This is a genomic window from Micromonospora gifhornensis, from assembly GCF_016863515.1.
In the GTDB taxonomy this organism is placed as follows: domain Bacteria; phylum Actinomycetota; class Actinomycetes; order Mycobacteriales; family Micromonosporaceae; genus Micromonospora; species Micromonospora gifhornensis.
Map to the genome: position 1 here is coordinate 150,747 of NZ_BOPA01000014.1, position 24,576 is coordinate 175,322.

Annotated in this window: 20 protein-coding genes; 6 read left to right on the top strand and 14 right to left on the bottom strand. The window is 72.0% G+C overall.

Going from position 1 to position 24,576, the window contains the following annotated elements:
• Window positions 1-68 precede the first annotated feature (68 nt).
• The 3 genes from Vgi01_RS08905 to Vgi01_RS08915 are packed head-to-tail and all read right to left on the bottom strand — an operon-like array spanning window position 69 to window position 3,414.
• Window positions 69-440 (bottom strand): FAS1-like dehydratase domain-containing protein, encoded by a 372-nt coding sequence (locus Vgi01_RS08905; RefSeq protein WP_204290791.1) that lies wholly within the window; start codon window positions 438-440, stop codon window positions 69-71.
• 29 nt (window positions 441-469) lie between these two features.
• Window positions 470-775 carry an acyl carrier protein gene (locus Vgi01_RS08910; protein ID WP_204290671.1) on the bottom strand — a complete coding sequence of 102 codons (306 nt, stop codon included), beginning with the start codon at window positions 773-775 and terminating at the stop codon, window positions 470-472.
• Window positions 772-3,414: a condensation domain-containing protein gene (locus Vgi01_RS08915; RefSeq protein WP_204290672.1), complete on the bottom strand. Its 2,643-nt coding sequence runs from the start codon at window positions 3,412-3,414 to the stop codon at window positions 772-774. Before Vgi01_RS08915 ends, Vgi01_RS08910 begins: the two co-directional genes overlap by 4 nt.
• Window positions 3,415-3,498: 84 nt before the next feature.
• On the opposite strand from Vgi01_RS08915, the gene Vgi01_RS08920 reads away from it, so the two are divergent.
• Entirely contained in the window at window positions 3,499-3,861 is a 363-nt protein-coding gene (locus tag Vgi01_RS08920; protein WP_158244870.1) for an acyl carrier protein, read from the top strand.
• Window positions 3,862-3,875: 14 nt separating this feature from the next.
• Complete coding sequence (locus tag Vgi01_RS08925) at window positions 3,876-4,646, top strand: SDR family NAD(P)-dependent oxidoreductase (protein ID WP_102657352.1); 771 nt, start codon at window positions 3,876-3,878, stop codon at window positions 4,644-4,646.
• A 2-nt stretch (window positions 4,647-4,648) separates the two neighbouring features.
• On the opposite strand, the gene Vgi01_RS08930 is transcribed toward Vgi01_RS08925, so the two are convergent.
• The 8 genes from Vgi01_RS08930 to Vgi01_RS08965 are packed head-to-tail and all read right to left on the bottom strand — an operon-like array spanning window position 4,649 to window position 14,151.
• Window positions 4,649-5,428 carry a maleylpyruvate isomerase family mycothiol-dependent enzyme gene (locus Vgi01_RS08930; RefSeq protein WP_102657353.1) on the bottom strand — a complete coding sequence of 260 codons (780 nt, stop codon included), beginning with the start codon at window positions 5,426-5,428 and terminating at the stop codon, window positions 4,649-4,651.
• Between the two features lie 7 nt (window positions 5,429-5,435).
• Complete coding sequence (locus Vgi01_RS08935; RefSeq protein ID WP_204290673.1) at window positions 5,436-6,584, bottom strand: aminotransferase class I/II-fold pyridoxal phosphate-dependent enzyme; 1,149 nt, start codon at window positions 6,582-6,584, stop codon at window positions 5,436-5,438.
• On the bottom strand, window positions 6,581-8,005 hold the full coding sequence (locus Vgi01_RS08940; protein WP_204290674.1) for an FAD-binding oxidoreductase: 1,425 nt from the start codon (window positions 8,003-8,005) through the stop codon (window positions 6,581-6,583). The genes Vgi01_RS08935 and Vgi01_RS08940 overlap by 4 nt, the downstream gene beginning before the upstream one ends.
• A complete protein-coding gene (locus Vgi01_RS08945) occupies window positions 8,002-9,660 on the bottom strand; it encodes a thiamine pyrophosphate-dependent enzyme (protein WP_204290675.1) in 1,659 nt (552 codons plus the stop codon). Before Vgi01_RS08945 ends, Vgi01_RS08940 begins: the two co-directional genes overlap by 4 nt.
• A complete protein-coding gene (locus Vgi01_RS08950) occupies window positions 9,657-10,892 on the bottom strand; it encodes an ABC transporter substrate-binding protein (RefSeq protein WP_239088841.1) in 1,236 nt (411 codons plus the stop codon). The genes Vgi01_RS08945 and Vgi01_RS08950 overlap by 4 nt, the downstream gene beginning before the upstream one ends.
• Before the next feature lie 36 nt (window positions 10,893-10,928).
• Window positions 10,929-12,053 (bottom strand): sulfotransferase family protein, encoded by a 1,125-nt coding sequence (locus Vgi01_RS08955; protein WP_204290676.1) that lies wholly within the window; start codon window positions 12,051-12,053, stop codon window positions 10,929-10,931.
• Window positions 12,050-12,982, bottom strand: coding sequence for an NAD(P)-dependent oxidoreductase (locus Vgi01_RS08960; RefSeq protein ID WP_158244871.1), 933 nt, complete (start codon window positions 12,980-12,982; stop codon window positions 12,050-12,052). Before Vgi01_RS08960 ends, Vgi01_RS08955 begins: the two co-directional genes overlap by 4 nt.
• 29 nt (window positions 12,983-13,011) lie before the next feature.
• Window positions 13,012-14,151: a Glu/Leu/Phe/Val dehydrogenase dimerization domain-containing protein gene (locus Vgi01_RS08965; protein ID WP_102657359.1), complete on the bottom strand. Its 1,140-nt coding sequence runs from the start codon at window positions 14,149-14,151 to the stop codon at window positions 13,012-13,014.
• Window positions 14,152-14,302: 151 nt separating this feature from the next.
• On the opposite strand from Vgi01_RS08965, the gene hppD reads away from it, so the two are divergent.
• From hppD to Vgi01_RS08985, 4 genes are read left to right on the top strand one after another with little or no spacing between them, the layout of a single operon-like run.
• Entirely contained in the window at window positions 14,303-15,340 is a 1,038-nt protein-coding gene (gene hppD, locus Vgi01_RS08970; RefSeq protein ID WP_239088842.1) for a 4-hydroxyphenylpyruvate dioxygenase, read from the top strand.
• Window positions 15,337-17,736: an aminotransferase class I/II-fold pyridoxal phosphate-dependent enzyme gene (locus Vgi01_RS08975; protein WP_204290678.1), complete on the top strand. Its 2,400-nt coding sequence runs from the start codon at window positions 15,337-15,339 to the stop codon at window positions 17,734-17,736. Before hppD ends, Vgi01_RS08975 begins: the two co-directional genes overlap by 4 nt.
• A complete protein-coding gene (locus Vgi01_RS08980; RefSeq protein ID WP_204290679.1) occupies window positions 17,733-19,226 on the top strand; it encodes an amino acid adenylation domain-containing protein in 1,494 nt (497 codons plus the stop codon). The genes Vgi01_RS08975 and Vgi01_RS08980 overlap by 4 nt, the downstream gene beginning before the upstream one ends.
• A 10-nt stretch (window positions 19,227-19,236) precedes the next feature.
• A complete protein-coding gene (locus Vgi01_RS08985; RefSeq protein ID WP_204290680.1) occupies window positions 19,237-19,971 on the top strand; it encodes a thioesterase II family protein in 735 nt (244 codons plus the stop codon).
• A gap of 20 nt (window positions 19,972-19,991) precedes the next feature.
• Here the strand turns inward: Vgi01_RS08985 and Vgi01_RS08990 are convergent, their stop codons facing one another.
• Genes Vgi01_RS08990 through Vgi01_RS09000 form a run of 3 tightly spaced genes read right to left on the bottom strand, consistent with a single transcriptional unit; the run spans window position 19,992 to window position 24,479 of the window.
• Entirely contained in the window at window positions 19,992-22,499 is a 2,508-nt protein-coding gene (locus tag Vgi01_RS08990; protein WP_204290681.1) for a non-ribosomal peptide synthetase, read from the bottom strand.
• Window positions 22,492-23,718, bottom strand: a complete 1,227-nt coding sequence (locus Vgi01_RS08995) for a cytochrome P450 (protein ID WP_204290682.1) — start codon at window positions 23,716-23,718, stop codon at window positions 22,492-22,494. Before Vgi01_RS08995 ends, Vgi01_RS08990 begins: the two co-directional genes overlap by 8 nt.
• Window positions 23,715-24,479 carry an FkbM family methyltransferase gene (locus Vgi01_RS09000; RefSeq protein WP_239088863.1) on the bottom strand — a complete coding sequence of 255 codons (765 nt, stop codon included), beginning with the start codon at window positions 24,477-24,479 and terminating at the stop codon, window positions 23,715-23,717. Before Vgi01_RS09000 ends, Vgi01_RS08995 begins: the two co-directional genes overlap by 4 nt.
• Window positions 24,480-24,576: the final 97 nt, after the last annotated feature.

Consider the following 24,576-nt stretch of genomic DNA (forward strand, 5'->3'; position numbering starts at 1 on the left):
GCGTCGGGCACCTCCACCCCTCGGGGGCGGAGGTGCCCGACGATCGTGCGTGAGGTGCGGGTGAGCGGTCAGCCCGCCGGGGGGACCACCACTGTGGCCTCGGCGGTGACCGCGACGACCGGCGGTTGCAGCGGCTGCGCCGCGGTGACCCCCCGCTCGGGGGTGGCCCGGCAGAGCACCGAACAGGTCAGGGCGACGGTACGGGACCGGGTACGCAGCCGGGTCACCGTGGCCGTGAACTCGACGACGTCACCGGCCCGGATCGGGGCGTGGAACTCGACGGCCCGGTAGCCGGCGAGCAGCCCTTCGTCGCCGTCGGTCCGGATGGTGAGTTCGGTGACCGCGTCGCCGAACCCGGCCAGGGCGTACGCGCCGTTGACGAGGTCGCCCGCGTAGCGGACGTCGGCGCGGGAGACGTAGCGCCGGTGGGCCACGCTCATGCCGAGTCGCGGGTCGGTGTCGGGGCCGCTCACTGCGGGGCTCCCTGGCCGGTCCCGCCCTGGAGTTGGTCCACCACCAGGCGGGTCAGCACGTCGCTTGTGGGTTGCTGGAAGAACGCGGCGGCGTCCACCTCGACCTCGAAGACCCGGTTGGCGCGGTTCACCAGCCGGATCAGGGCGAGGCTGTCGGCACCTGACTCGAACAGGTTCGCGGTGGGCTGCACGTCGAGTCCGGGCAGGACGGCGGCGAGGACCTCGTCGCGCAGGATGGCCGCCACCGGCTCGTGCAACCCGGTCGGCTCGTGAAATCCGGTCGGGTCGTGCAACGCGGTCATGCCGGATCCTCGGCCAGGCCGAGTTCGGTGACGAGCTGCGCCTGCTGGGCCACCGTCGGATGCTCCAGCAGTTCGATCAGCGGCACCGCGCCGCCGAAGGCCTCCGAGAGTCGGGCCGACAGTTGCTGCAACATCAGCGAGTGCCCGCCGAGGTCGAAGAAGTTGTCGTCGACCTGTGTGGGTGCCCGACCCAGCAGGTCGCGCCACGCGTCGACGACGACCTGCTCGACGGGGCCGGACGGGGCCCGGCCGCCGGTGCGCCCGTCGGCGGTGGGTGCGGGCAGTGCCGCCCGGTCGATGTACCCGTCGGCGGTGTACGGCAGTGCGGGCAGCACGGTCAGCCCGGGCACGGCGAAGCCCGGTAGCCGCTGCTCCAGCCGTTGCCGTACCTGCGACACGTCGGCCGTACCGTCCAGCACCAGGTACGCGTGCAGGGTGCCGTCCGCGGTGGTGATCGTCGTCGCGTCGCGTACGCCGGGACACTCGACCAGCAGGTCGGTGATCTCGCCCGGGTGCAGGGGCACCCCGCGCAGGACGGTCCTCTCGTCGGCCGGGCCGACGAGTTCGACGCGGCCGTCGGCGCGGATCCGGGCGTACCAGCGGGTCGGCTCGCCTGCGTCCGCAGCGTCGCCCAGGTGCAGGGTGCCGAAGGCGCCCTGCGGTAGCGGGCGGCCCGACGGGTGGGCCGTCCACGCCCGCAGCGGGGCGAGCGGTCGACCGGCGTCGACGCGGTGCGGGCCGACCGACAGCCGACCCACCGTGGCCAGGCCGCCGGCGGTGCGCAGGCAGCCGTACCAGACCACGTCGGCGCGGGCGGCGAGCCGCGCGGCGGCGGCGCGGTGCAGGTCACCGACGGCCAGCAGGGCGCAGCCCTGCGGGGCCCGCCAGCCTGCGGGAAGTCGCGCCAACAGGGGCACGGTGGCGCTGAGCAGACCGGGCCGCAGCCGGTCCACGAGCGCGGTCAGCTCGCTGCCGTCGTCGGGAACGCGGATCAGCTCGGCGCCGGTGGCCTCGGCCAGCGCGGCGTCCACGTCGGCCAGGGCGCTGCCGGGGGGTGCGGTGCTGAGCAGGCGGCCGATCGCCCCGAGGGCGGCGGCGGCAGCCGGGATCGTCGCGAGCGGGGAGTCGATCGGGGTACGCCGAGCGCCGTCACCGGCTGCGGTGGTCGGGGCGGTGCGGGCCTCGTGGACCACCGGCAGCGCGGTGACCGGCGTGTCGACGTCGTCGACCACGGCGGCGACGAGCGCCCAGAACTGTCCGGCGAGGGCGACGATCGTCGACTCGTCGAAGATGTCGTCGTTGTACGGCCACTGCGCGCCGAGCTGCGCCCCGTGCAGGATGTTGACGCCGAGGTCGTACTCGGTGCCCTCGGACCGCAGCGGGAACGGCTCGCCGCGCAGGCCGGTGGGGGCCAGCGGCAACCCGGTGCCGTCGTCGGCCAGGTACGAGTAGGAGACCTGGTACAGCGGCGGGACACCGGCCTCGCGGACCGGGTTGACGTCACGCACCACCCGCTCGTACGGCAGCTCCTGTCGGGCGTACGCGGCGAGGGCGTGGGCGTGTTCGCGCGCGATGACCTGCCGGGCGGTGTCGGTGTCGCGTACCTGGGAGCGCAACGGCAGCACGTTGACGAAGTAGCCGATGAGGTTCTCGGTCTCCGGGTGGGCCCGCTCGCTCTTGGGCACGCCGATGACGATGTCCTCCTGGCTGCTGTACTGCCACAGCAGGAGGCGGTAGCAGGCGAGCAGGAGCACCGACGGGGTGGTACGCCACGCCCGCGCGGCCTCGTGGACCCGCTCACCCAGCCCGTCGGGGGCGGTGTCGTAGTAGAACCGTCCGGCGCCCTCGTGCCGGGCGGGGCGGGGCCGGTCGGTGGGGATGGCGAGCTTGTGCGGCGCGTCGCGTAGGTGCTGCTGCCAGTAGTCGAGCAGCCGGTCCAGCCGTTGGCCGTCGAGGCGGTCGCGTTGCCAGACGGCGAAGTCGGCGTACTGGATCGGCAGGGTGGGCAGCGGCGGCGCGGTGCCGTACGCGGCGGCTTCGTACCGGTTCCACAGGTCGCGGAGCAGGATCGCCCGGGACGGCATGTCGGCGACGGCGACGTGTTGGTTGACGACCAGGACGTGGTCGTCGTCGGCGAGCCGGTAGAGGCGGATCCGCAGTGGCGGCTGCGTCGCGAGGTCGAAGCCGGCGAGCGCGTCGGCGCTGGCCCGCTCGGCACAGGCCGCGGGGTCGGCGCCGGTGAGGTCGACGAGCGCGAAGTCCACAGTGCCCACGGGCAGGATCTGTTGGGCCGGTCTGCCGTCGATCGTGGTGACGATGGTGCGCAGCGAGTCGTGTCGGGCGGCGAGGTCGGCGCAGGCGCTGCGCAGCGCGGCCAGGTCGAGCTCCCCGTGCAGGCGGCTGGCGGTGGGGAAGGCGAAGATGTCGCGCCGCTGGTAGAGCTGTTCGAGATACCAGAGCCGTTCCTGTGCGTACGACAGCGGTGCCGGCGCGTCGGGATCGGGCCGGGGGGCCAGCGGCGCGGTCGATCGGGGCGGTTCGGCGCGGGCGCGCAGCACGCGTTCCAGCGCCCTGCGCCGGTCGGGCGGCAGGTGGTCGAGTCGCCGCTGGAGGGCTTCCGTGTCGGACTCCATGGTCATGCGTCGCCTCCGAACTTGAGCCTTGACTCACGATATAACTGTAGTCAATAGTCTAGTTGTTGCTTGGTTGATCAGGGGGTGCGGGTGGACACCGAAAACCGGACCGGCGACACCGGAGACGACCAGGTTCTGCGCCGACTGCGCGACGAGTGCTACGCCGTCGTGCTGCCGGGCGTCCCGGTGTCCGCCGACGACGACCTGTTCGAGGTCGGTGGCGACAGCGTCATGCTGATCCGGCTGGTCGCCATGGCCCAGCTCGCCTTCGGCGTCGAGATCGACGCGCTGCGCTACTTCCAGCGCCCCACGCTCGCCACGCTCGCCGCCGAGGTGCGGCAGGGCCTGGCCCCGCAGACCGTCGACGATCGGCTGCTCGACGACGTGCTGGCGCGGGTGGAATCGATGACCGACGACGAGGTGCAGCGCCTGCTCGACGGCGCGGGATCGTGACGAGGGAGGCACCCATGCGGCTGGCCGGCAAGGTCTGCCTGATCAGCGGCGGTACCGCAGGCATCGGCCTGACCACCGCCGAGCTGTTCGCCCGGCACGACGCGCAGGCCGTCGTGGTGACCGGCCGCGACCCCGAGCGTGGCGCCGAGGCGGTCGAACGGATCGGCGGGCCCGCCTGGTACCTGCCTCAGGACGTGGTCGACGAACACCGCTGGGACGCGGTCGTCGACGCGGTCGTCGCCCGGTACGGACGCCTCGACATCCTGGTCAACAACGCCGGCTGGATCGGCGACGAGCAGGCCCAGGACATCGAGGAGGTGGAACTGGAGCAGTGGCGGCGCATCCTCGCGGTCAACCTGGACAGCGTCATGCTCGGCTGCCGTGCCGCGGTACGGGTGATGGGGGCCAGCGGCGGCGGCAGCATCGTCAACGTCTCCAGCACCGCCGGGCTGATGTCCACCCCGCTGTTCACCGCGTACGGCGCGGCGAAGGCCGCCATCACCCAGCTCACCAAGTCCGTCGCGGTGCACTGCGCCTGGCGGCGGTACGGCATCCGGTGCAACTCGGTGCACCCTGGACTGATCGAGACCGACCTGGGTGACCGGGTGCTCGCCCTGTTCGATCCGGACGTGGACCGGGCCCGCACCGCGTACCTGGCCCGGGTGCCGATGGGTGAACTCGGCACCCCCGACGACGCGGCGGCGGCGATCCTCTATCTCGCCAGTGACGAGTCCCGGCACGTGACCGGGACCCAACTGGTGGTCAGCGGTGGCCTCGGGGTCTGAGGCTACGGCGTGATCTGACTCTTCAGCAGTCGCTGCACCAGGTCGGTGTCACCGCTGACCAGGTGTGTACCGTCGGCGAACGGCAGCCGCTGCCAGAGCAGCAACAGCACCTGCTGGGCCGGTCCGCGTACCACCGCCACCGACTCGTCCGCAGCAGCAGCCCTCGGGCCGCTGACCGCCGGAACCCGGTTGCCCGACGGGGTCAGCACCCACCGGTGCCCGGTGTCGGACAGCTCCACGGTCACCGGGCCGGTGAGCGTGGTGACCGGTTTGCCGTCCCAACGGTGGCCGACCGCCAGCATCACCCGCAGCACCTCGTCCACGCCGTCGGCGGCCAGCAGTTGCGGCACCGGTCGCAGTTCGCCCAGGGTCAGGTCGGCGTCGCGTCCGTGGATCAGGGTTTCGTGGAACTGCCGCCGGAACCAGAAACCGGCGGCCCGGGGCACGGTGCTGAAATTCCAGCAGGGCGCGTCCGGGTCGGTCCGGGCCAGCTCGTCGAGCAGCAGGTCCGCTCCGGCGCGGTACCAGTCCGCCAGGTCGGCGTCGTCGTCCGGCTTCGGCACCTGCCGGGCCCGCTTGCCGGTACGGATGTTCTCCACCGCCCACCGGTGGATGCCGCCGAGGTGGGCCACCAGATCCCGCAGTTGCCAGTAGCGGCTCACCTGTGCCGGCACCGGCACCGACAGGTCGGCCTTGCGGGCGATCGCCTCGAACGCGGCCATCTCCGCCGCAAGTGGATCGAGGTAGTCCCGTGCCGCCAGGGGCAGCGCAGTCGGTTCCATCGTCAGATCACCCTCCCGCGGTCAGACGGTCACCCGCCAGCCGCAGCGTATCGAGACGTTTGCAGAATGCGAAGCGGACAAGTCCTCGGCCCCGCTGCGGATCGGCATAGAACCGGGAGGCCGGGATCGCCGCCACCCCCCGACTGTGGATCAGCTCCGTGCAGTACTCCACATCGTCGTCGGCGCACCTGCCGAGCAGGAAGAACGTCCCCTCGTTGTCGGCCAGGGTCAGCGGGGTGCGTTGCAGGTAGTCCCGCAGCACCGCCCGCCGCTGGGCGTACTGGGCGCGCAACAGCTCGTAGTAACCGCTGGCCGGGGCGTCGGTCACCATCACGGCGGTGGCCAGTTGCAGGGGAGTGGCCGGCGCGAACGTCACGAACTGCTTGACCGCGCGCAGCGCCGCCGTCAGTGCCGGTGGGGCCACCGCCCAACCGACCCGCCACCCGGTCGCCGAGAAGGTCTTCGACACCGACGAGATCGTCACGGTACGGTCCCGGCACGCCGCGACCTCGGCGACCGGAAGGTGCGCCACCCCGTCGAAGGTCAGGTGCTCGTACGTCTCGTCCGCGACCAGGTACGCGTCGTACTTCTCGGCGAGTTCGCCGATGAGTGTCAGCTCCGGCTCGCGGAGCACCCGACCGGCCGGGTTCCACGGCGTGTTGAGGAAGACCAGTCGGGTGCGCGGATTGAACGCCTCGACGAGCCGCTCGGGATCCAGCCGGAACTCGGGGAAGTCACAGGGGACGTAGCGCACCGTCGCCCCGGCCGCCGTCACCGCGGGTGGGTACTGCTCGTAGCAGGGTTCCAGGACGATCGCCTCGTCGCCCGGTTCGAGCAGCCCGAGCGCGGCACACCAGATCGCCTCGCTGGCACCGGCGGTCACCGTGACCTCGGTCTCCGGGTCGACCTGACGTCGATAGCGGCGCAGCAGGTCGGCGGCGATCGCCTGACGCAGCGCGGGCACCCCGATGCTCATGCTGTACTGGTGCCCGCCCCTGCGTACCGCCTCGTCGGCGGCGGCCAGCAGGGCGGCCGGTGGACCGAAGTCCGGTGCCCCCTGGGCCAGGTTCACCGCCTGCTGCCGGGCCGCCTGCTGGCTCATCGCGGTGAAGATCGAGGTCCCGTACGGGCGCAGGGAACTGCGGAGCAGGGTCATGCCGGCACCTCCGCCCGGAGCCGTACCTGGTCGCCTCCGGTGGCGAAGATCCGCCCGCCGTTGAGGATGCCGTGCGGGTCGAGGGCCTGCTTGAGCAGGCGCATCGTCGCGATCTCCGCCGGGCGTCGAGAGTAGGCCAGGTACGGCTCCTTCTCGAAGCCGATACCGTGCTCGGCGGAGATCGACCCCTGGTAGCGCTCCACGTTGCGGTAGACGATGTGCTCGACCTCCGCCTTGCGTCGACGGGTGGTCTCACCGGTGATCACCGCGATGTGCACGTTTCCGTCGCCCAGGTGCCCGAACACCTGCAACGACACCTGCGGCCACAGTTCGCGCAACTCGCGGTCGACGGTGGTCAGGTAGGCCTCCAGGCACGTCGCGGGCAGACTCACGTCGAAGCCGAACAACGGCCCTTCGCCCCCGAGGATGAGCGACGGGATCCGTTCCCGTACCGCCCACAGGGCGGCCACCTCGGCGGGCTCCAGCCCGACGGCGGACTCGGTGATCAGGTCGTCGCAGCCGTCCAACGCCGAGACGAACCGCTCGGTGTCGCCGACCGGGTCCGAGCCCTGGATCTCCACGAGCGCGTAGACCGGGTACCGGCCGACGAGCGGTGTCCGCACCGTGTCGCGCAGCGGCAGGATCAACTGGTACGCCTCGTCCCAGATCGCCTCGAACGCGCTCACCGAGCCCGGCAACGCCGCGCGGAGCCGGCCCAGCAACGCCAGTGCCGCGTCCACGCCGGACAGCCCGCAGAAGGCCACGTAACGGGTACGGGGCAGGGGCTGAAGGCGCAGCACCGCTCGGGTGATCACCCCGAGTGTTCCCTCGGAGCCGATGAACAGATGCTTGAGGTCGTACCCGGCGTTGTTCTTGACCAGCTTGTGCAGCCCGGGCAGCGTGGTCCCGTCGGCGAGCACCGCCTCGACGCCGAGCACCAGGTCACGTGTCATGCCGTAGCGCAGCACCCGGTTACCGCCCGCGTTGGTGGCCAGGCAGCCGCCGATCGTGCACGACCCGCGTGAGGCCAGGTCCAGCGGGAACATCAGCCCGTGCCGTTCGGCGGCCTCCTGCACCTGTTGCAGCGTCGCACCCGCCTGGACCGTCATCGTCGTGCCGACCACGTCGATCTCCTCGATCGCGGTCATCCGTTCCAGCGAGAGCACCACCTCGTGTGCGTCCGGGACGCCACCGCCCACCAGCCCGGTCATCCCGCCCTGCACCACCACCGGCTGACGCCGACGATGGCACTCCGCCAGTACGGCGGCGACCTCACCGGTGTCCGCCGGGCGGACCACCATTGTCGGCGTACCGATCCGGTCGCTGCCCCACAGATCCTGTGCGTACCGGGCGCCGATCGCGTCACCGAGCAGCACGTGGTCGGCACCGACGAGACCGGTCAGTCGCTGCACGAGGTTCATCGGACCCTCCCGAGGTCGGTGAGGCGCTGGTAGGCGGAGATGTGCGTGAGGCTGGTGCGTACGTGCACCACGACCGGGCCGGGGTGGGCGAGCGCCTTCGACAGCACCGGCTCCACCTCGGCGTCGGTGCCGATGGTGAGACCCAACGCCCCGTACGCGTGGGCGAGCAGGGCGAAGTCGGGATTGGTCAGGTCGGTGCCGACGACCCGGCCCGGACTGCGGCGCTCCTGGTGTTGGCGGATGGTGCCGTAGCTGCCGTTGTCGGCGACGACGATGACCACCCGGGCGTGGCGCTGGACCGCGGTGGCCAGTTCGCTGCCGGTCATCAGGAAACCCCCGTCGCCGACGAAGACGACTGTGGGCTGCTCCGGGCGACGCAGTGCGGCCGCCACACCCGCCGGTACGCCGAACCCCATCGCGCTCGACCCGATGCCCAGCAGCCGACCTTCCTCGACCACCCGGTGGTACCGGTGCACCCAGGAGGTGAAGTTGCCGGCGTCGACGGTGACCACGCCACGCCCCGAGGTCAGGTCGCTCAGCACCGCGACGACCCGACCGAACACGACCCCGTCGCCGGCGGTGACGGGAGTCCACTGTGCCTGTTCGGCCTCGTGGTCGGCGAGTTGCCGGACCCAGTCGTCGTCGACGGTGGCACGGGGCGGTGCGGCGGCGAGCTGCTCCAGGAAGGCGGCGGGGGAGCAGGCGTACGCCAGCCGGGGCCGGTAGGCCCCACCGGGCACCGTCGCGTCCGGGTACACGTGCACCAGCGCGGTGCCCGGGTCGGGCAGCGTGTACCGCTGGGTGCTGACGGCGTCGAGTCGGGTGCCGACGGCCAGCACCAGGTCGGCGCGGCCGACCAGGTCGCGCTGGTGTGCCGGGGTCGCCAGGTGCAGGTGCCCGGCGTACAACGGGTCGGTGTTGTCGTACAGGTCCTGCCGCTTGTTCGTCACCAGCACCGGCAGGCGGTGCCGGTGGGCGGTCACTTTCAGCGCGCGTCGGCCCTGCGGGGTGTCCACCTGGGAGCCGGCGACCAGGACCGGTCGTCGGCTCGCGGACAGCAGGGCCAGGGTCCGGTCGATCGCGTCGGCCGGCGCAGGGGGGACCTCGGTCGCCACCGGCGCCCCGGAGCCGGACACCGGCACCGGTGCGGTGAGCACGTCCTCCGGTACGACGAGCACCGCCGGTCCGGGTACCCCACCGTGTGCGGCGGCGAGAGCGCGGGCGGTGAACTCGGCGACATGGTGGGGATGCCCGACGGTGAACACCCCGCGCGACATCCCGGCGAAGGTGCCCTGGTGGTCGAGTTCCTGGAAGGAGCGTCGCCCGCGCTCGGCGGTGGGCACGTCGCCGACGATCAGCAGCAGCCCGGTGGCGTCGAGGTCCGCCGAGTGCACCGCGATCGCGGCGTTCGTCGCACCCGGGCCGCGGTTGACCAGCACCACCCCCGGTGTGCCGGTGAGTTTGGCGTCCGCCAGCGCCATGAAGGCGGCCCCGCCCTCGTGGCGGCAGGTGACCAGGTCGATGCCGGCGTCGGCGAGCCCGTCCAGCACCGGCAGGAAACTCTCGCCCGGTACGCAGAAGACGCGGTCCACGCCGTGCGCGCGCAGCGTGGCGACGAGCCGGGCGGCGGCCGTCGTACCTGCGGGGTCGGTCACCGGACGACCTGCGCGTCGCGGTCGGGGCGGGTCAGCGTACCGGTACGGGCCTGGGGCGGGTAGACGATCGTCGCGTCGTCGAAGGTCTGTCCGACCTGCTGGTACTGCATCAGGACGATGGGTGGCGGGCTGTGGTGCCAGTGCTGGTCGTCCCGCTGGAACCGCACCGGGCCCCGCCAGGTGTCGAACTCGTGGGTCTCCAGCGCCTCGATCAGCGCCTCGCGGCTCAGTTCGCGCGCGGCGTCGGCGGCCTGACCGAGGATCGTGACGTCGGTGAAGGCGTTCAGCGCGTTGTCCGGTGGGAACGACCCGAAGCGTTCGGCGTAGCGCTCGGTGAACCAGCGACCGATCTCCGTCAGGCCCGGCCAGGACGGCCGGTACAGCAGCGCGGGCCAGATGACGTGGTTGCCGACCTCGCCGGCGAGGCGCCAGTAGTCCTGCGAGCGCATCGGGAAGGGGAAGAGGACCACGAGCATCGGTCCGGGCAGCAGTCCGACTTCCGCGGCCTGCTGGATGATCATGTAGTTGGTCCGGACCACACCCCCGTTGATGAGGGCGTCCGGCGCGAAGTCCTTGACCGCCCGGAGCTGGTCGCGGACGTCGTCGGTGGTGTCCTGCGGGAAGTCGAAGCGGAGCACCTCGACGCCGCGTGCGGTCAACTCGTCGGCGATGGTGTCGGCGTTCATCAGGCCGAAGACGGTGTCCGCCGCGAGGATCCCCGCCTTGCGGACCCCCTGTTCGACGAGCAGGTCGGCGATCATCGGGGCCCGGTCGGCGATGGTGAAGTAGGTGCGGAAGAGGGTGCGGCGACGTTGCTGGGTCAGCGTGCTGTGCCCGTTCTCCACGAACAGCGGCACGCCGAACAGTTCGGCGGCCGCCGACACTCCGGGTGCGGTCCGCAGATGCCACTGCCCGATGACCGCGTGCACCTGGTCCACCAGGGCGAGTTTCGCCAGCCCGCCGACGGCGCTGCGCTGCATGATCTCGCCCTCCTCCAGGGGCTGGTCGTTCTGCAGCACCAGCCGTACCGGCAGCCCGCCGCGTACGCCGCCGCGTTCGTTGAGGTACTCCGCGCCGAGGCAGGCCGCCCGCACGATCAGTTCACCGGCGGTGGCGTCACCGGGACCGGTGACCGGCGTCAGCAAGCCGATGGTGAGCGCCTCGCCCGCCCCGACCGTGGCGTCGTTGGTGGCCGCGATCAGCGCGGCGGCGCGAGATTGGGGTGTGGTCACGGGGTCCTCCCTGGTGCGGCGGTGCTGCGGGGCAAGTCACGGACGGTGGAACGCGGCGAACTCCCGGGCCAGGCGGGCCGGATCGAGTCCGTAGTCTTCGGCCCGGTACCGGTAGGCGCCGGTGCTGTACTGCGGGTGGTCCGCGAGGTAGCGGCGCATGGCCGCCTCGGCCGGTGCCGCCAGCCCGATGCCGAGCTGGTCGCAGATGTCGCGCAGGACGGCGATCGGGTCGCGGAGCAGGGCGGGGTAGTCCGCCTCGACCAGTTGCACGGTCGAGGGCAGGGCGCTGCGGTCGCGCGCGTACCGGCGCAGTCCGGTGCCGACCGCCGTCGACCACTGCCGACCTATCTCGTGCCGGTCGATGGTCGCGCAGCGGGCGCCGCGTACCGTCTCGCAGAGCAGGCAGGTGGAGGCCACGGTGACAGCGGGATCGCGGTGCAGCACCACGATCCGTGCGTCGGGGTAGACCTGGACCAGGTCGCGCAGGTGCCACAGGTGGAACGGGCACTTGAGGACCACCTGACGGCCGGGGCGGCGCCACAGGATCGCCTGGAGTTGGCGGCGGTGGTCCCGGTACGCCTGCACCATGCCGGTCTCGTCGAGCCAACGGTCGTACGACGGCACCCGGTAGCGCATCCCGTAGACCATGCTGGCGAAGGCGTTGCCGGTCAGCCGGTGGCACTCGTCGGGGCGGTTCGCGTCGAGGAAGTGCATCGACCGCAACAGTGGGGCGACCCGGTAGTACTCGTCGACGTACCCCTGGGCCCGGTCGGCGAGCGTCCGCGCGTCCGCGCCGGGTTCGCTGACCGGCAGCATCAGCTCCCACAATGCGGGCGCCCGCAGCGCGGGGTGTTCGGTGAGCAGGTTCTGCACGAGCGTGGTGCCGCTTCTGAGCAGCCCGGTCACGAAGATCGGCCGGTGCACCGGGACGGCGCCGACCTGAGGTACCTGCGCGTGCAGCCGGTCCACCGCGGTCCGCGTCCGCAGGGCCGCGACCAGACTGGCGTGTACGGCGGCCGCACCCTGCGGGTGCAGTCGGGCCTCCTCGCGCAGCGCGTCGGCGAGCCGGTGCAGGCCCTGCTGGTAGTGGGCGTCCGGGTCGACGGGGTGGTCCGCCTCGGCGAGCATGGCGGTGGTGTCGAGGGTGACCTGGGTGGTCATGCGATCTCCGTCCGGGCCAGGTAGGGGCAGCCGGTAGCGCCCTGCTCGGCCGGTGCCACCGCGGCCGACCAGGCCGCGAACTCGGCGAGGAAGACCTTGGCCACGGCGTGTTCCTCCTCCGGGAAGCGGTACGCCCCGTGCGGCGTGACGAACAACCGGGGCACGCTCCACAGCGGGCTCCCCGGTGGCAGCGGCTCCTCGTCGTGCACGTCCAGCACCGCGCCGCGCAACCGCCCGGCCCGCAACCTGTCGACCAGGGCGGCGGTGTCCATGGTGTCGGCGCGGCCGACGTTGACCACGACCGCGTCGTCCGGCAGCGCCTCGATCACCTGCCGGTCGACCAGACCACGGGTGCCCGGGTTGCTCGGCAGGGTGTTGACGAGGTGGTCGGTGTCCGCGGCGGCGGCCCGCAGGACGTGCGGCGGCAGGACCGTGCCGGCCAGTGGTGACGGTCGGGCGGTGCGGGTGATCGCGGTGACCCGTACCCCGAATGCGGCGGCCAGTTCGGCTACCGCCGAACCGATGCGGCCCAGGCCGAGCAGCAGCAGTCGGGAGCCGGCGACCAGTCGCGCGTCGGGTAGCTGCCAGCGATGCTCGTGCTGCTGGTCACGGAGTCGGGGCAGGTCCTTGGCCAGGGCCAGGACCGCCGTCCAGGCGAACTCGGCGACGGCCCGGACGGGGACGGTGGCGGAGGTGGTGACCCGCAGTCCGGGCGGCGCACCGGCGGCGGCGAGATGATCCGTACCGGTCCCGGTCAGGTGCAGCCAGGACAGCCGGGTGCACCGCTTCAGCAGGCCGTCGGGGAGCCGGTTGGCGACGAGTACGTCGATCGTTTCCGGCTGCGGCGGGTCGGTCCGCAGGTCGGACGCGACGTCGACGCGTACCCCTGGGTGGGCTGCCTGTAGGGCCCGGGTGATGGCCGGGCCCATGCTCGGGTGGTACACACAGACGCGCGGGCTCATACGCTCAGCGGTTCCGCGGCGATGGTCCGTGCGTGGACGCGCTGGGCGGCGAGGGAGTCGGCGACGACGCTCAGCGGGCGATCGGTGCCGTGGGCCTGGGTGATGACCTCGGCCGTGTTGTCCCTGATGATCGTGGCGACGGTCTCGAACAGGGCGGCGACCAGGCTGTCCGGGTCGGTGTACGTGCCGACCGAGTCGGTGAGCAGCATTCCTGTCACCGCCGCCGCCCCGACGTTCACCACCGGGCCGGGCAGGGTGTGCACGCCGCGCTGGAGGAGCAGCTTCTCGGCGGCGGGGGTGCAGGTCAGGTTGCCGGCCTCGACGAGCAGGTGCGGGATGACCCGGTCCACGTTCGTCTCGTTGACAGCTCCGCTGCCGGCGGCGAGGACCAGGACGTCGGCGGGGACGTCGAGCCAGGCGTCCGACGCGTCGGTCAACTCGATTCCGGCGGGCAGGCGGCGCCGGTCGATGGTGCCGGTGCTGTCGGTGGCGTCCAGCAGCGCACTGACCGGGAGTCCGCCGGTGGCGCTGATGGTGCCGAGCCGGTCGGCGACGGCGACGATCGGATAGCCGCGGGCGGCGAGCCCGGAGGCGACCGCCCGGCCGACGACACCGAAGCCCTGGATGACGATGGAACGCACCGCCTCCGGCCCGAGCAGCTGGGCGGCGGCGGTGTCGACCGCCTCGCAGACCCCGAGCCCGGTCACCTCGCGGCAGCGCCGCCACAGTTCCCCCCAGCTGCACGGCAGCCAGGGGAGTTGACGCCGGGGATCGAAGCCGGCGGCGGAGAAGAACAGGTCCCGGTCGTCGTGGGTGATGCCCTGGTCCGAGCCGAGGTACAGGCCGCCGCGCAGCAGGGGGGTGAGCTGCCGGCCGAACGCGGTCAGGACCTTGTTGCGGTGCGGTCCCGGTGGCAGGCCGCAGCGGATGCCGGCCTTCGCGCCGCCGATCGGCACCCCGGCCAGGGCCAGTTTTCTCGTCATCGCCGAGGCGAGGCCGGCGACCTCGTCGACGGTGACGTCGGTGGTCATCCGGGTTCCGCCCATCGCCCGGCCGGCGACGAGTGAGTCGACGACGACGAACGCCTCGACGTCGTTCTTCTCGTCGCGGATAAGGATCCTCATCTGACTGGTCATGCGACTCCGATCAGGGAAAAGCCGCCGGTCACACCGACGTCGGCTGCCGTGGCGGTCCGCGTCCCGCGCGCCGTTGACGAGGCGATACTAAACAACTAACGTGACAAGAGTAAAGCAGACATAACAACAGTCAACAGTGGTGGGAGTCGAAGTGTTCCGTGACATCCCGTACCTGGACCTGGTCACCGACGATCCGCAGAGCGTCATCGGCTACCTGTCCGACCAACTCGCCTTCGTTCCGGCGGCACGCGCCGCCGATGCCGATCGGCAGGCGTTGGCGCTGCGAAACGGCCCGGTGACAATCGTCGTGTCGTCCCCGGTAGGCGCCCGTGGGCCGTACGCGAAGCACCTCGACCGGCACGGCGCGGGCATCATCGACGTCCCGATGACGAGCACCGACCTCGACGCGGACGTCCACCGGCTCGTACGGTCCGCGACGCCGATGCTGCCCGCGCCGGGCGGCGCCGCCCGCGCCGCGGGGTTCGGACCGGTCGTGCACACCCTGCTCCCCGTCGGAGCCGATCCCCTGCCGCCCGGCCTGTCCTGGACCTACCTGCCCGAACAGCCCGTCTCCCGGGGCGCGCTCGACATCCAGGCCCTCGACCACATCGCCGTCTGCCTGCCCGGGGGCACCCTGCAACAGACCGCCGACCACTACGCCGACGCCTTCGGCCTGCCCCGGTACTCCAGCGAGTACATCGAGGTCGGGGCACAGGCGATGGATTCGGTGGTGGTCCGCAGCCCGTCCGGCGCCATCACCTTCACCCTCATCGAGCCCGACCTGTCGCACGCGCCCGGACAGATCGACGAGTTCCTCGACCGGCACGCCGGAGCGGGCGTCCAGCACCTGGCCTTCCTCGTCGACGACATCGTCACCGCCGTCCGGCAGGGACGCGACGCCGGGATCAGCTTCCTCACCCCACCGGGCGTCTACTACGAGACGTTGCTGGAACGAGTCACCTCGCTGCGCGACCGCATCGCGGACCTGCGCGACACCGGGGTGCTCGCCGACTGCGACGAGTGGGGCTACCTGCTCCAGATCTTCACCCGCTCGCCGTACCCGCGTCGGACCCTCTTCTACGAGCTGATCCAGCGCAACGACGCCCGTGGCTTCGGCAGCGCCAACATCCGCGCCCTCTACGAGGCGGTGGAACGCGAGCGCCAACGCGAGAGCACGCGGACCCGATGACGGCGTACCTCACCCTCGACGACCTCGCCGCCACCGCCCGCAGCAAGCTACCGGCCGAGGTCTGGGACTTCGTCGAGGGCGGCGCCGGCCGGGAACGGACCCTCGCGGCCAACCGGGACGCGTTCGCGCGGATCAGGCTCCGGCCCCGGGTGCTGACCGGGGTGACCGAGGTGGACCCCAGGGTCGACGTCCTCGGCCGTGCCTGGGCCGCCCCGGTCGGCATCGCGCCGCTGGCGTACCACACCCTGGTCCACCCGGACGGGGAACTGGCCACCGCGCGGGCCGCCGGCGCCTGCGGCGTACCGCTCGTCGTCAGCACCATGGCCGGTCGCGCGTTCGACGAGATCCGCGCAGAGACCACCGCGCCGCTGTGGCTGCAGCTGTACCCACTGCGCGATCCCGCCGCGACGGCACATCTGGTGCGTACGGCCGAGCGAGCGGGATTCGACGCGCTGGTGCTCACCGTCGACGCTCCCCGTCTCGGCCGCCGCCTGCGCGACCTGCGCAACGGCTTCCGGCTGCCGGACGGCGTCGCACCGGTCAACCTGCCCGCGTCCTGGCGCACCGGGGCCGCCCGTCCCGCCGGACACGCGGAGACCCACTTCGCGACCGGACTCACCTGGGACGACGTCGCCCGGTGGTGCGCCTCGACCACGCTCCCCGTCATCGTCAAGGGGGTGCTGACCGCCGAGGACGCCCGGCTGGCCGTCGCGGCGGGCGTCGCCGGCCTGGTCGTCTCCAACCACGGTGGACGGCAACTCGACGGCGCGACCGCGTCCATCGACGCCCTGCCCGAGGTGGCCCGCGCCGTCGACGGCGCCGCCGTGGTCCTGCTCGACGGCGGCGTACGCACCGGCGCCGACGTCCTCGGCGCGCTGGCTCTCGGCGCCACCGGGGTGCTGGTCGGACGGCCGGTGCTGCACGGGCTGGCCGTCGACGGGGAACAGGGGGTCGGCGAGGTCCTCCGCATCCTGATCGAGGAGTTCGTCGAGAGCATGTTCCTGACCGGTCTGGCCGCCGTCGCCGACATCGGTCCGGCCACGGTCACCGCCCCCGTCACCGGCTCGGTCACCGGTCCACCGGAGCCGACCGCCGGCGCGCTGCCGACCGGACTGCATCTCACCGACCTGCACGCGAGCCTGCGTCATCCGGTGCTCCGCACCATGACCTTCCTCAACGAGATCGTCGCCCGCTATCCCGACGCAGTGTCGTTCGCACCCGGTCGTCCCTTCGAGGACGGCTACGACCTGGCGGAGCTGTCCGGGCACCTGGGTGCCTACCTCGAACACCGGCAGGCCGGCGGGCAGACCGGAACCGTCCTGACCCGTGAGCTGTTCCAGTACGGCCCGACCGCTGGCACGATCCGCGACATCGTCGCCCAGACGGTCGCCCAGGACGAGGGAATCCACGTTGCCCCCGAGGCGTACGTGATCACGGTGGGGGCGCAGGAAGGGCTGTTGATCACCGTCCGGGCGTTCTGTGCCGGCCCCGACGACGTGCTGCTGGTTCCCGATCCCTGCTACACCGGCGTCACCGGCGTGGCGAGCCTGCTCGGCGTGAGCGTCGAGGCGGTCCCGGAGACCACCGACGGTCCCGACCTGGCGTATCTGGACCGCCTGCTGGCACGGCTGCACGCCGAGAAACGGCGGGCCCGACTGCTGTACCTGGTCCCGGACGCCGCCAATCCCTCCGGCACCACGATGAGCCGCGACGCCCGCGAGCACCTGCTGCACCTGCTGCGGCCGTACGGCACGGTGGTGCTCGAAGACACCCCGTACCGGCTGCTCGGCCCCGCCGACCGTCCACCCACGCTCAAGGCGCTCGATCGACACGGGCAGGTCGTCCACGTGGGATCGTTCGCCAAGTCCGCCTTTCCCGGTGCCCGCGTGGGCTACGTCATCGCCGACCAGACCCTGTACCGACCCGACGGCACCGGCCTGCTGGCCGACGAACTCAGCAAGATCAAGAGCATGGTCACGGTGAACACCTCACCGGTCAGCCAGGCACTCATCGGTGGACTGCTGCTGCGCGCCGGTCACCGGCTCGGTGCGGCCACCGCCCCGGCCGCCCGCCGGTACTCGGCGATGATGCGCCTGCTCCGCGCCGAACTGGACCGCCACTTCCCGCAGCCGGTACGCGACCGGCTCGGGGTCAGCTGGAACGACCCGGACAGCGGCTTCTTCCTGAGCCTGACCGTGCCGTTCGTCGCCGGCGACGAGCAACTCGACGACTGCGCCCGTCGCTACGGGGTGCTGTGGACGCCGATGAGCTACTTCCACGTGCGTTCCGACGCCGGGCAGCGCGCCGTACGTCTGTCCGTCAGCTACCTCACCGAGCAGGAGATCGTCGACGGCGTCGGACGGCTGGCCCGCTTCATCACGGACACCGCGTCATGACGGCAGCCGGTACGACCCTCGCCGTACCCCTGGTGCGCCGGTGGATGCGGCGTGCCCCGCACGCCCCGGCCGTCCGTCAGGGTTCTGACACCCGCGACTACCAGGCCGTCGCCGGTCTGGCCCGGGCCGTGGCCGAGCGGCTCACCGCCGCCGGTATCCGGGCCGAGGACCGGGTCGCGGTCCTGGCCGACCGCAGCGCGGACCTGCCCGCGGTACTGCTGGGCATCGCCGCGGCCGGTGCGGTCTGCGTACCGATGGACGCCACCCACCCGGCGGACCGGCTCCGCTACGTCGCCACCGACGCCCAGGCCCGTCTCCTGCTCACCGACGGGACGCAACCGGTGCCGCCCACCCTGGCCGGGCTGCCGGTGCTGCGCCTGGACATGCTCGTCCCGGTGTCCGGGGAGGTCGACTTCGACGGCCATCCGCACCAGCTCGCCTGCCTGCTCTACACCTCCGGCTCCACCGGGCGCCCCAAGGGAGTCGGCGTGACCCACGGCGCGCTGGCCAACTGCCTCACCGCGACCGCCGAGGCGCTGGCCTACGCCCCCGGCGAGCGCTGGCTCGCGGTCACCCCGCTCACTTTCGACATCGCCATGCTGGAACTGCTCATGCCGCTCACCACGGGCGGACAGGTCGAGATCGCCAGCCGTGAACAGGCGCGCAGCGGCCCCGACCTGGCGCAGTTGCTGGCCACCACCAGACCGCGCTACCTGCACGCCACCCCCTTGACCTGGCAGATGCTGTTCACCGCAGGCTGGACCGGGGACGGCGGGCTGGTTGCGCTGATCGGCGGCGATCGGGTGCCACCGGCCCTCGGCGGTCGACTGGCGGAGCGCGTCGAGCGGGTGCACCACCTGTACGGCCCCACCGAGGCGACCATGTACGCGGTCAGCGACATCGTGCCTCCCGGGCCACAACCCGCCGTGCTGCCGATCGGTACCGCGATTCCCGGCACCCGGGCGGTGGTCCTCGACCGCGCGCTGCGACCGGTGCCGGCGGGCACGGTCGGCGAACTCTGCCTCGGCGGTGTCTGCCTGGCTCGCGGCTATCTCGGTCGGCCCGCGCTGACCGCCGAGCGCTTCGTACCCGACCCCGATCATCCCGGCGAGCGGCTCTACCGCACCGGCGACCGGGCGCTGGTGCTGCCCGACGGGCGGCTGGAACTGCGGGGCCGCGACGACGACCAGGTGAAGATCCGTGGCCACCGGATAGAGCTCGGCGAGATCGAGAACGTGATGAGCGAACACCCCGACGTCGCGGTGGCCGCCGCCGTGGCCGTACCGGTCGGCGCGGACCAGCGTCTCGTCGGGTACGTGCAGCTGCGTCCGGCCGCCTCGGCGTCGGCGCTCGACACGCTTCGCGCGTACCTGCGCGACAAGCTGCCCGGACACATGCGGCCCACCGCGATCGGGGCGCTGCGCACCATGCCCACCACGACGACCGGGAAGGTGGATCGCGCCGCGCTCGCGCGGATCCGTCTGCCCTGAGGGAGGACCCATGACGGTAGACGCCGCACGCGCGAACGGATGGTTGCTGCGCCCGGTCTCCGGTGATCCGGCCGCTCGCCTGTTCTGCCTGCCGTACCTCGGTGCCGGCGCGTCGATGTATCACCGCTGGCCGCGCCGCATCGGCGAGGTCGAGGTCTGCCTGCTGCAACCACCGGGTCGGGAGAACCGGCTGCTGGAACCGGCCCACCGGGCGTACGAGCCGTTCGCGGAGGATCTGCTGGCCGCCGTCGAGCCGCTGCTGGATCGGCCGTACGCCCTCTTCGCGCACTGCAACAGCGTCTTCGCCGCGTACGTGGTGGCGCTGCGGCTGGCCGCGGCCGGCCACGCACCACGGCGCTTCTTCGCCTCTTCGATGGTCGCCCCCGACCAGGTCCCGTTCGGCAGCCTGCTCGACGTGCCCGCCGACCGCCTGCCCGAGGTCGTCGCCGACCTGATGCGGGCGCGCGGCACCGAACCCTCACCGGAGATCGTCGAGCTGGCGATGGAGGCCGTCGAGGCAGACCTGCGCGCCTACCGTGACTTCGGTGGTGCCGCCCCCGCACCGATGCCCTGCCCGGTCACCGTGCTCTCGTGGCGCGGCGACCGGACGGTCCCGCCGAGCCTGACCACCGGCTGGACCCGGTTCGGTCAGGACCGGACGGTCAGTCTCGACGGTGACCACTGGGCGTTCCTGGACCCCTCGCCGGCCCTCCTGCGGATCATCGCCGAGGATCTGGCCGGCTGAGGGGTCCACCGCACCGGGTACTACAGCCGTGCGACCGCTGCGGCGAAGTCGGCGAGCACCGGCTTCTCGAACAGCAGCCGCATCGGCAACCGGTTGAGCTGGTACGCCTGTCGCACCGAGCCGATCATCTGGGCCGCCACCAGCGAGTGTCCACCCAGCTCGAAGAAGCTGTCGGTACGCCGTACCTGGGCGACTCCCAGCGCGTCCCGCCACAGGCCGGCGATGCGCTGCTCGTCCGGGGTCTGCCACTGCTCGACCGGCCCGGCGGGCGCCTCGCCCGACGTCTCCGGCAGGGCGGCACGGTCGATCTTGCCGCTGCTGTTCAGCGGCATCGCGTCCAGCACCACGTAGGTGGCCGGGAGCATGTACTCGGGCAGCGCCCGGCTCAGCGCCGCGCGCAGCGCTCCGCGTAGCGCCACCGGGTCGGTGCGCGCATCGTCGACGGTCAGGTACGCGACCAGCCGGTCGTGATCGCCGTCGCGGCGCATCACCACGGCCGCGTCGCGCACCATGGGCTGAGCCATCAGATGATGCTCGATCTCGCCCAGTTCGACCCGGAAACCGCGCAGCTTCACCTGATGGTCCACGCGCCCGAGGTGGTACAGCCGGCCGTCGTTGCCGAATCGGCCGAGGTCTCCGGTGCGGTACATGCGCGAGCCGGCCGGGCCGTGCGGGTCGGGCAGGAAGGCTGCCGCGGTCAGCGCGGGCTGGCGGCGGTATCCGCGGGCCAGGCCCACTCCGGCCACGAAGATCTCGCCGGGCGCGCCGACCGGTACCGGCCGCAACCGGTGATCGAGCAGTTGGACCGCGAGGTTCGGCAGGGCGGTGCCGATCGCGGGCGCGTCGGTGACCGGGGCGGCGACGTCGGTGAACGTGGCACACACTGTCGTCTCCGTCGGGCCGTACGCGTTGACGAACCGGCGGCCCGGCGCCCAGGCGGCGGCGAGGTCGGTGTCGCACTGCTCCCCGGCGGAGACGACCAGGCGCGGGTTGCCGAGGTCGTCCGGGGTGAGCGCACGGAGCAGGGTCGGGGGGTACGTGCCGACCGTCAGGCCCAGCTCCCGGATCTCGGCGGCGATCTCGGCCGGGGTCGCCTCGGCGGTGGTGAGGACGCCGAGGGTCGCCCCACCGGCGAAGGCCATCGTCATCTCCCAGACGGAGGCGTCGAAGGCCGCCGAGGAGAACAGCGACACCCGGTCCTGCGGACCGACCGCGAACTCGTCCCGCAGGGTCACCGCCAGGTTGGCCAGCCCGGCCTGGGTGACCTCGACGCCCTTGGGTCGCCCGGTCGACCCGGAGGTGTAGATGAGGTAGGCCAGTTCCGCCGGGTCCGGCAGGTCGGTGACGGGCGTGTCGGGCTGGGCGGCGATCGCGGCCTCGTCCCGGTCGAGCAGCAGCAGCGGGCCGCTGTGCGCCGCGACCGCGACGGCCTCGCTCGCGGTGCTGACGACGAGTGTCACGTCGGCGGCGTCGAGGATGTCCCGGAGCCGTTCGGCCGGGTGGCGGGGATCGAGTGGCAGGTACACCGCCCCGCTCTTGAGTACGGCGAGGAAGCTGAGCGGCAGGTCGATGCCGCGTCCGACGCAGACGCCGACCACCCTGCCCGGCCCCGCGCCCGCCTGCCGCAGGTGATGTGCCAGCTTCGTGGCCCGGACGTCCAGCTCCCGGTAGCTGATCGAGGTGTCCCGGGTCCGGACCGCGGTGGCGTCCGGGTGGGCCGCGGCTACCTCGGCGAACAACTGCGCCGGTACGGCCGTGACCGGCGTCGCGCCCGGACGGGGCGGACGGTCCAGCAGCTCCTGGTCGGCCGGGCTGAGCATCGGCAGGTCGGACAGGCGTGTGCCGTCCTGCGCCGTGGCGCCGGCCAGCAGCAGGGTGAGCTGGTGCAGCAGCCGCTGCGCGGTGGTGGCGGTGAACCAGGGCGACCGGTAGTGCAGCGCGGCACGGCTGCCGTCGTCGGCCAACCACAGCTGCAACTGCGCGCCGCCGACCATCGCGGGTGGCGTGTCCGCGACCGAGACCACCAGCTGGGGCGGCCCGGAGAGCGCCGACAGCGTCGACGCGTCGAGGTTGCGGTGTGCCAGTGCGTCGAGCAGTACCTCCCGGGTGCGGCGCAGCACGTCGGTGAAGGTGGGCTCGCCGGAGCAGTCGAGACGTACCGTCACGGGCAGGACGTGTTCCGGGTGCCGGGCCCTCGCCAGGGGCGTGGTGACCAGGATGTCGTCCTGTCCGGTCAGGCGCGACGCCCAGGCGGCCACGGCGGCCGTCACCACCATCAGGGTGCTGGCCCGCTCGCGTCGGGCGAGCACGGCGACCGCCCGGCCGACGGTCGGTGGCAGCGTCAGCTCGCAGGAGGCGGGTGAGGCGGACGGTGCGGACACCGGCGGTTGGTCGTACGGCAGGCCGAGCCGGGGCGGCGCGCCCCGCAGGTGCCGCCGCCAGTACTCCACGTGTCGCGGGTCGTCGCTCAGGTCGGTCGGGGTGCCGGGCCTGCTCGTCGGTCCTGCGGAGGTCAGCGCCTCAGTCACGATCGTCCTCCAGGTGAATGCGTACGGGAAGCTGGTCCAGACCCCACATCAGGTTCGACCTGAGCCGGCGGACCGGTCCGGTCAGCTCGAAGCGCGCCACCTGACTGGCCAGTGCGTCGAGGGCGACGCGTAGTTCGAGCCGGGCCAGGGCGGCGCCGATGCAGAAGTGCTGCCCCATGCCGAAGGTGACGTGCCGGTTGGGCCACCGGGTGATGTCGAAGCGGGACGCGTGGGGGAACGCCGCCTCGTCGCGGTTGACCGCCGGGTTCCAGATGGTCACCTGTTCACCGGCCTCGACGAGTTGCGGCCCGACCACCACGTCGGTGAGTGCGGTACGCATGACGTGCAGGCTCGGCGCGGTCCACCGCAGGATCTCCTCGACGGCGGTCGCCATGACCGCTTCGGTGTCGTGTCGCATCCGCTGCCACTGGGTGGGGTTGTCGATGAACGCCAGCACCCCGCCGGCCGTGGCGTGCCGGGTGGTCTCGTTACCGCCGGTCAGGATGCCGTTGATGTTGACCTGGATGTCCTCGTCGGACATCCGGTAGCCGGCCGACTGTCCGGTCACCATGGCGCTGACCAGGTCGTCGCCGGGGCGACGTCGGCGTTCGGCGATCAGGTCGGCCGAGTACAGGAAGATGTCGGCGTGCGCCTGCTCCTGCAGCTGCGCGCTGATCGGGTCGCCGCCGTCCTCGGTGACCGAGCCGAACGCGGTACGGGTCAGCTCGATCATCAGGTCCCAGTCGTCGCGTGGTACGCCCAGCAGTTGACAGGTGACGTAGAGCGGCAGCCGTCCGGCGATGCGGTCCACGAAGTCGAACGAGTCGAGATCGCGTACCTCGTGGAGGAGCTGCCGGACGATGGTCCGCATGCTCTCCTCGAGCCGTCGTACGGATCGTGGGGTGAAGGCCGGGTTGAGCACGTCCCGCATCCGCCGGTGCCGGGTGCCGTCGGTGACGATGAGCATCTTGCCGGCGGAGGCCCGTCCGGCCGCGCCCTCCCCACCGATGCGCATGCCACGCTCGGAGGTGAAGGACTGCCGGTCCTCGTAGACGGCGGTGGCGAGCCGATGGGTAGTGATCGCCCAGAACTCGGAGCCGTCCGGCCGCCGGTTGTGGTACATCGGGGCGTGCTCGCGCAGGTGGTCCCAGACCTGGTACGGGTTGCCGCTGACGTACAGCTCGGGGTCGCCGAGGTCCACGTCGGTCAGTTGGTTCACCGCGCACCTCCGGTGGGGCGTACCGCGAACAGTTCGAAGATGTCGGTGCCGGTCAGCAGCGGATCCTGGGCCACACCCACCCGGTATCCGCGTTCGGTGAGTTCCTGCCGCAGCTGGTGCAGCCGTCCGCCGATGTCGTGCAGCTGCACGACGACCTGCCGGATCGTGGGCCAGTGCCGCTCGGCGATCCCGCGCAGCACCTCGACCTCCGCCTTCTCCACGTTGATCTTCAGGAGGTCGATCGGCTCGCCGCCCAGTTCGTCGGCGATCTCGGAGAAGGTGCGCAGCTCGCAGGTGAGCGTCTCGCTGTCGTGCCGGTCGGCCACCATCTCCTCGATGTCGTCGGTGTCGAACCCGCTGTTGGCGAGGAAGGCCCGGGTGAGCTGTTCGTCGTACCCGCGATCGGCGTGGAAGCTGGTCATCGCGGTGATCTGCGGATAGTTGGTCAGCACCGCCCTGCCGGGCCGGTCGGACAACGCGAACGGGTAGGCGGTGCCCCGGACGCGATGTTCGGCGAAGTTGGCGGCGAGTGCCTGGTAGCACCGGGGTGCGGGTTCGAAGGCGAAGACGCGGCTGCCGGCCTCCCAGTGGAAGAACAGTGAGGCCACACCGACGTTCGCCCCCACGTCGAAGACGGTCCCACCTGGCGTCAGGGTGACGCCGTGTTGCAGGTAGGCGCGTCCGGTCACGATGTTGCGGTACATCAGGCTCGTCTCGCCAGCATTGAGTTGCATGACGTCGTAGCCGTTGGGCAGGCGCATCCGTTCCACGCGCCGTACCTCCGTTTCGGTCGACCCTTCGTACCCTGCCATTTCAGTCACTTAATATTGACTGTAGTTGTGCAGAGATTACAGTAGT

Bases quoted from the DNA above. Each gene is read 5' to 3' on its own strand.
- Vgi01_RS08905 (WP_204290791.1), bottom strand. From the start codon at position 440: ATGAGCGTGGCCCACCGGCGCTACGTCTCCCGCGCCGACGTCCGCTAC.
- Vgi01_RS08910 (WP_204290671.1), bottom strand. From the start codon at position 775: ATGACCGCGTTGCACGACCCGACCGGATTTCACGAGCCGACCGGGTTG.
- Vgi01_RS08915 (WP_204290672.1), bottom strand. From the start codon at position 3,414: ATGACCATGGAGTCCGACACGGAAGCCCTCCAGCGGCGACTCGACCAC.
- Vgi01_RS08925 (WP_102657352.1), top strand. From the start codon at position 3,876: ATGCGGCTGGCCGGCAAGGTCTGCCTGATCAGCGGCGGTACCGCAGGC.
- Vgi01_RS08930 (WP_102657353.1), bottom strand. From the start codon at position 5,428: ATGGAACCGACTGCGCTGCCCCTGGCGGCACGGGACTACCTCGATCCA.
- Vgi01_RS08935 (WP_204290673.1), bottom strand. From the start codon at position 6,584: ATGACCCTGCTCCGCAGTTCCCTGCGCCCGTACGGGACCTCGATCTTC.
- Vgi01_RS08940 (WP_204290674.1), bottom strand. From the start codon at position 8,005: ATGAACCTCGTGCAGCGACTGACCGGTCTCGTCGGTGCCGACCACGTG.
- Vgi01_RS08955 (WP_204290676.1), bottom strand. From the start codon at position 12,053: ATGACCACCCAGGTCACCCTCGACACCACCGCCATGCTCGCCGAGGCG.
- Vgi01_RS08960 (WP_158244871.1), bottom strand. From the start codon at position 12,982: ATGGGCCCGGCCATCACCCGGGCCCTACAGGCAGCCCACCCAGGGGTA.
- Vgi01_RS08965 (WP_102657359.1), bottom strand. From the start codon at position 14,151: ATGACCAGTCAGATGAGGATCCTTATCCGCGACGAGAAGAACGACGTC.
- Vgi01_RS08975 (WP_204290678.1), top strand. From the start codon at position 15,337: ATGACGGCGTACCTCACCCTCGACGACCTCGCCGCCACCGCCCGCAGC.
- Vgi01_RS08980 (WP_204290679.1), top strand. From the start codon at position 17,733: ATGACGGCAGCCGGTACGACCCTCGCCGTACCCCTGGTGCGCCGGTGG.
- Vgi01_RS08985 (WP_204290680.1), top strand. From the start codon at position 19,237: ATGACGGTAGACGCCGCACGCGCGAACGGATGGTTGCTGCGCCCGGTC.
- Vgi01_RS09000 (WP_239088863.1), bottom strand. From the start codon at position 24,479: ATGCGCCTGCCCAACGGCTACGACGTCATGCAACTCAATGCTGGCGAG.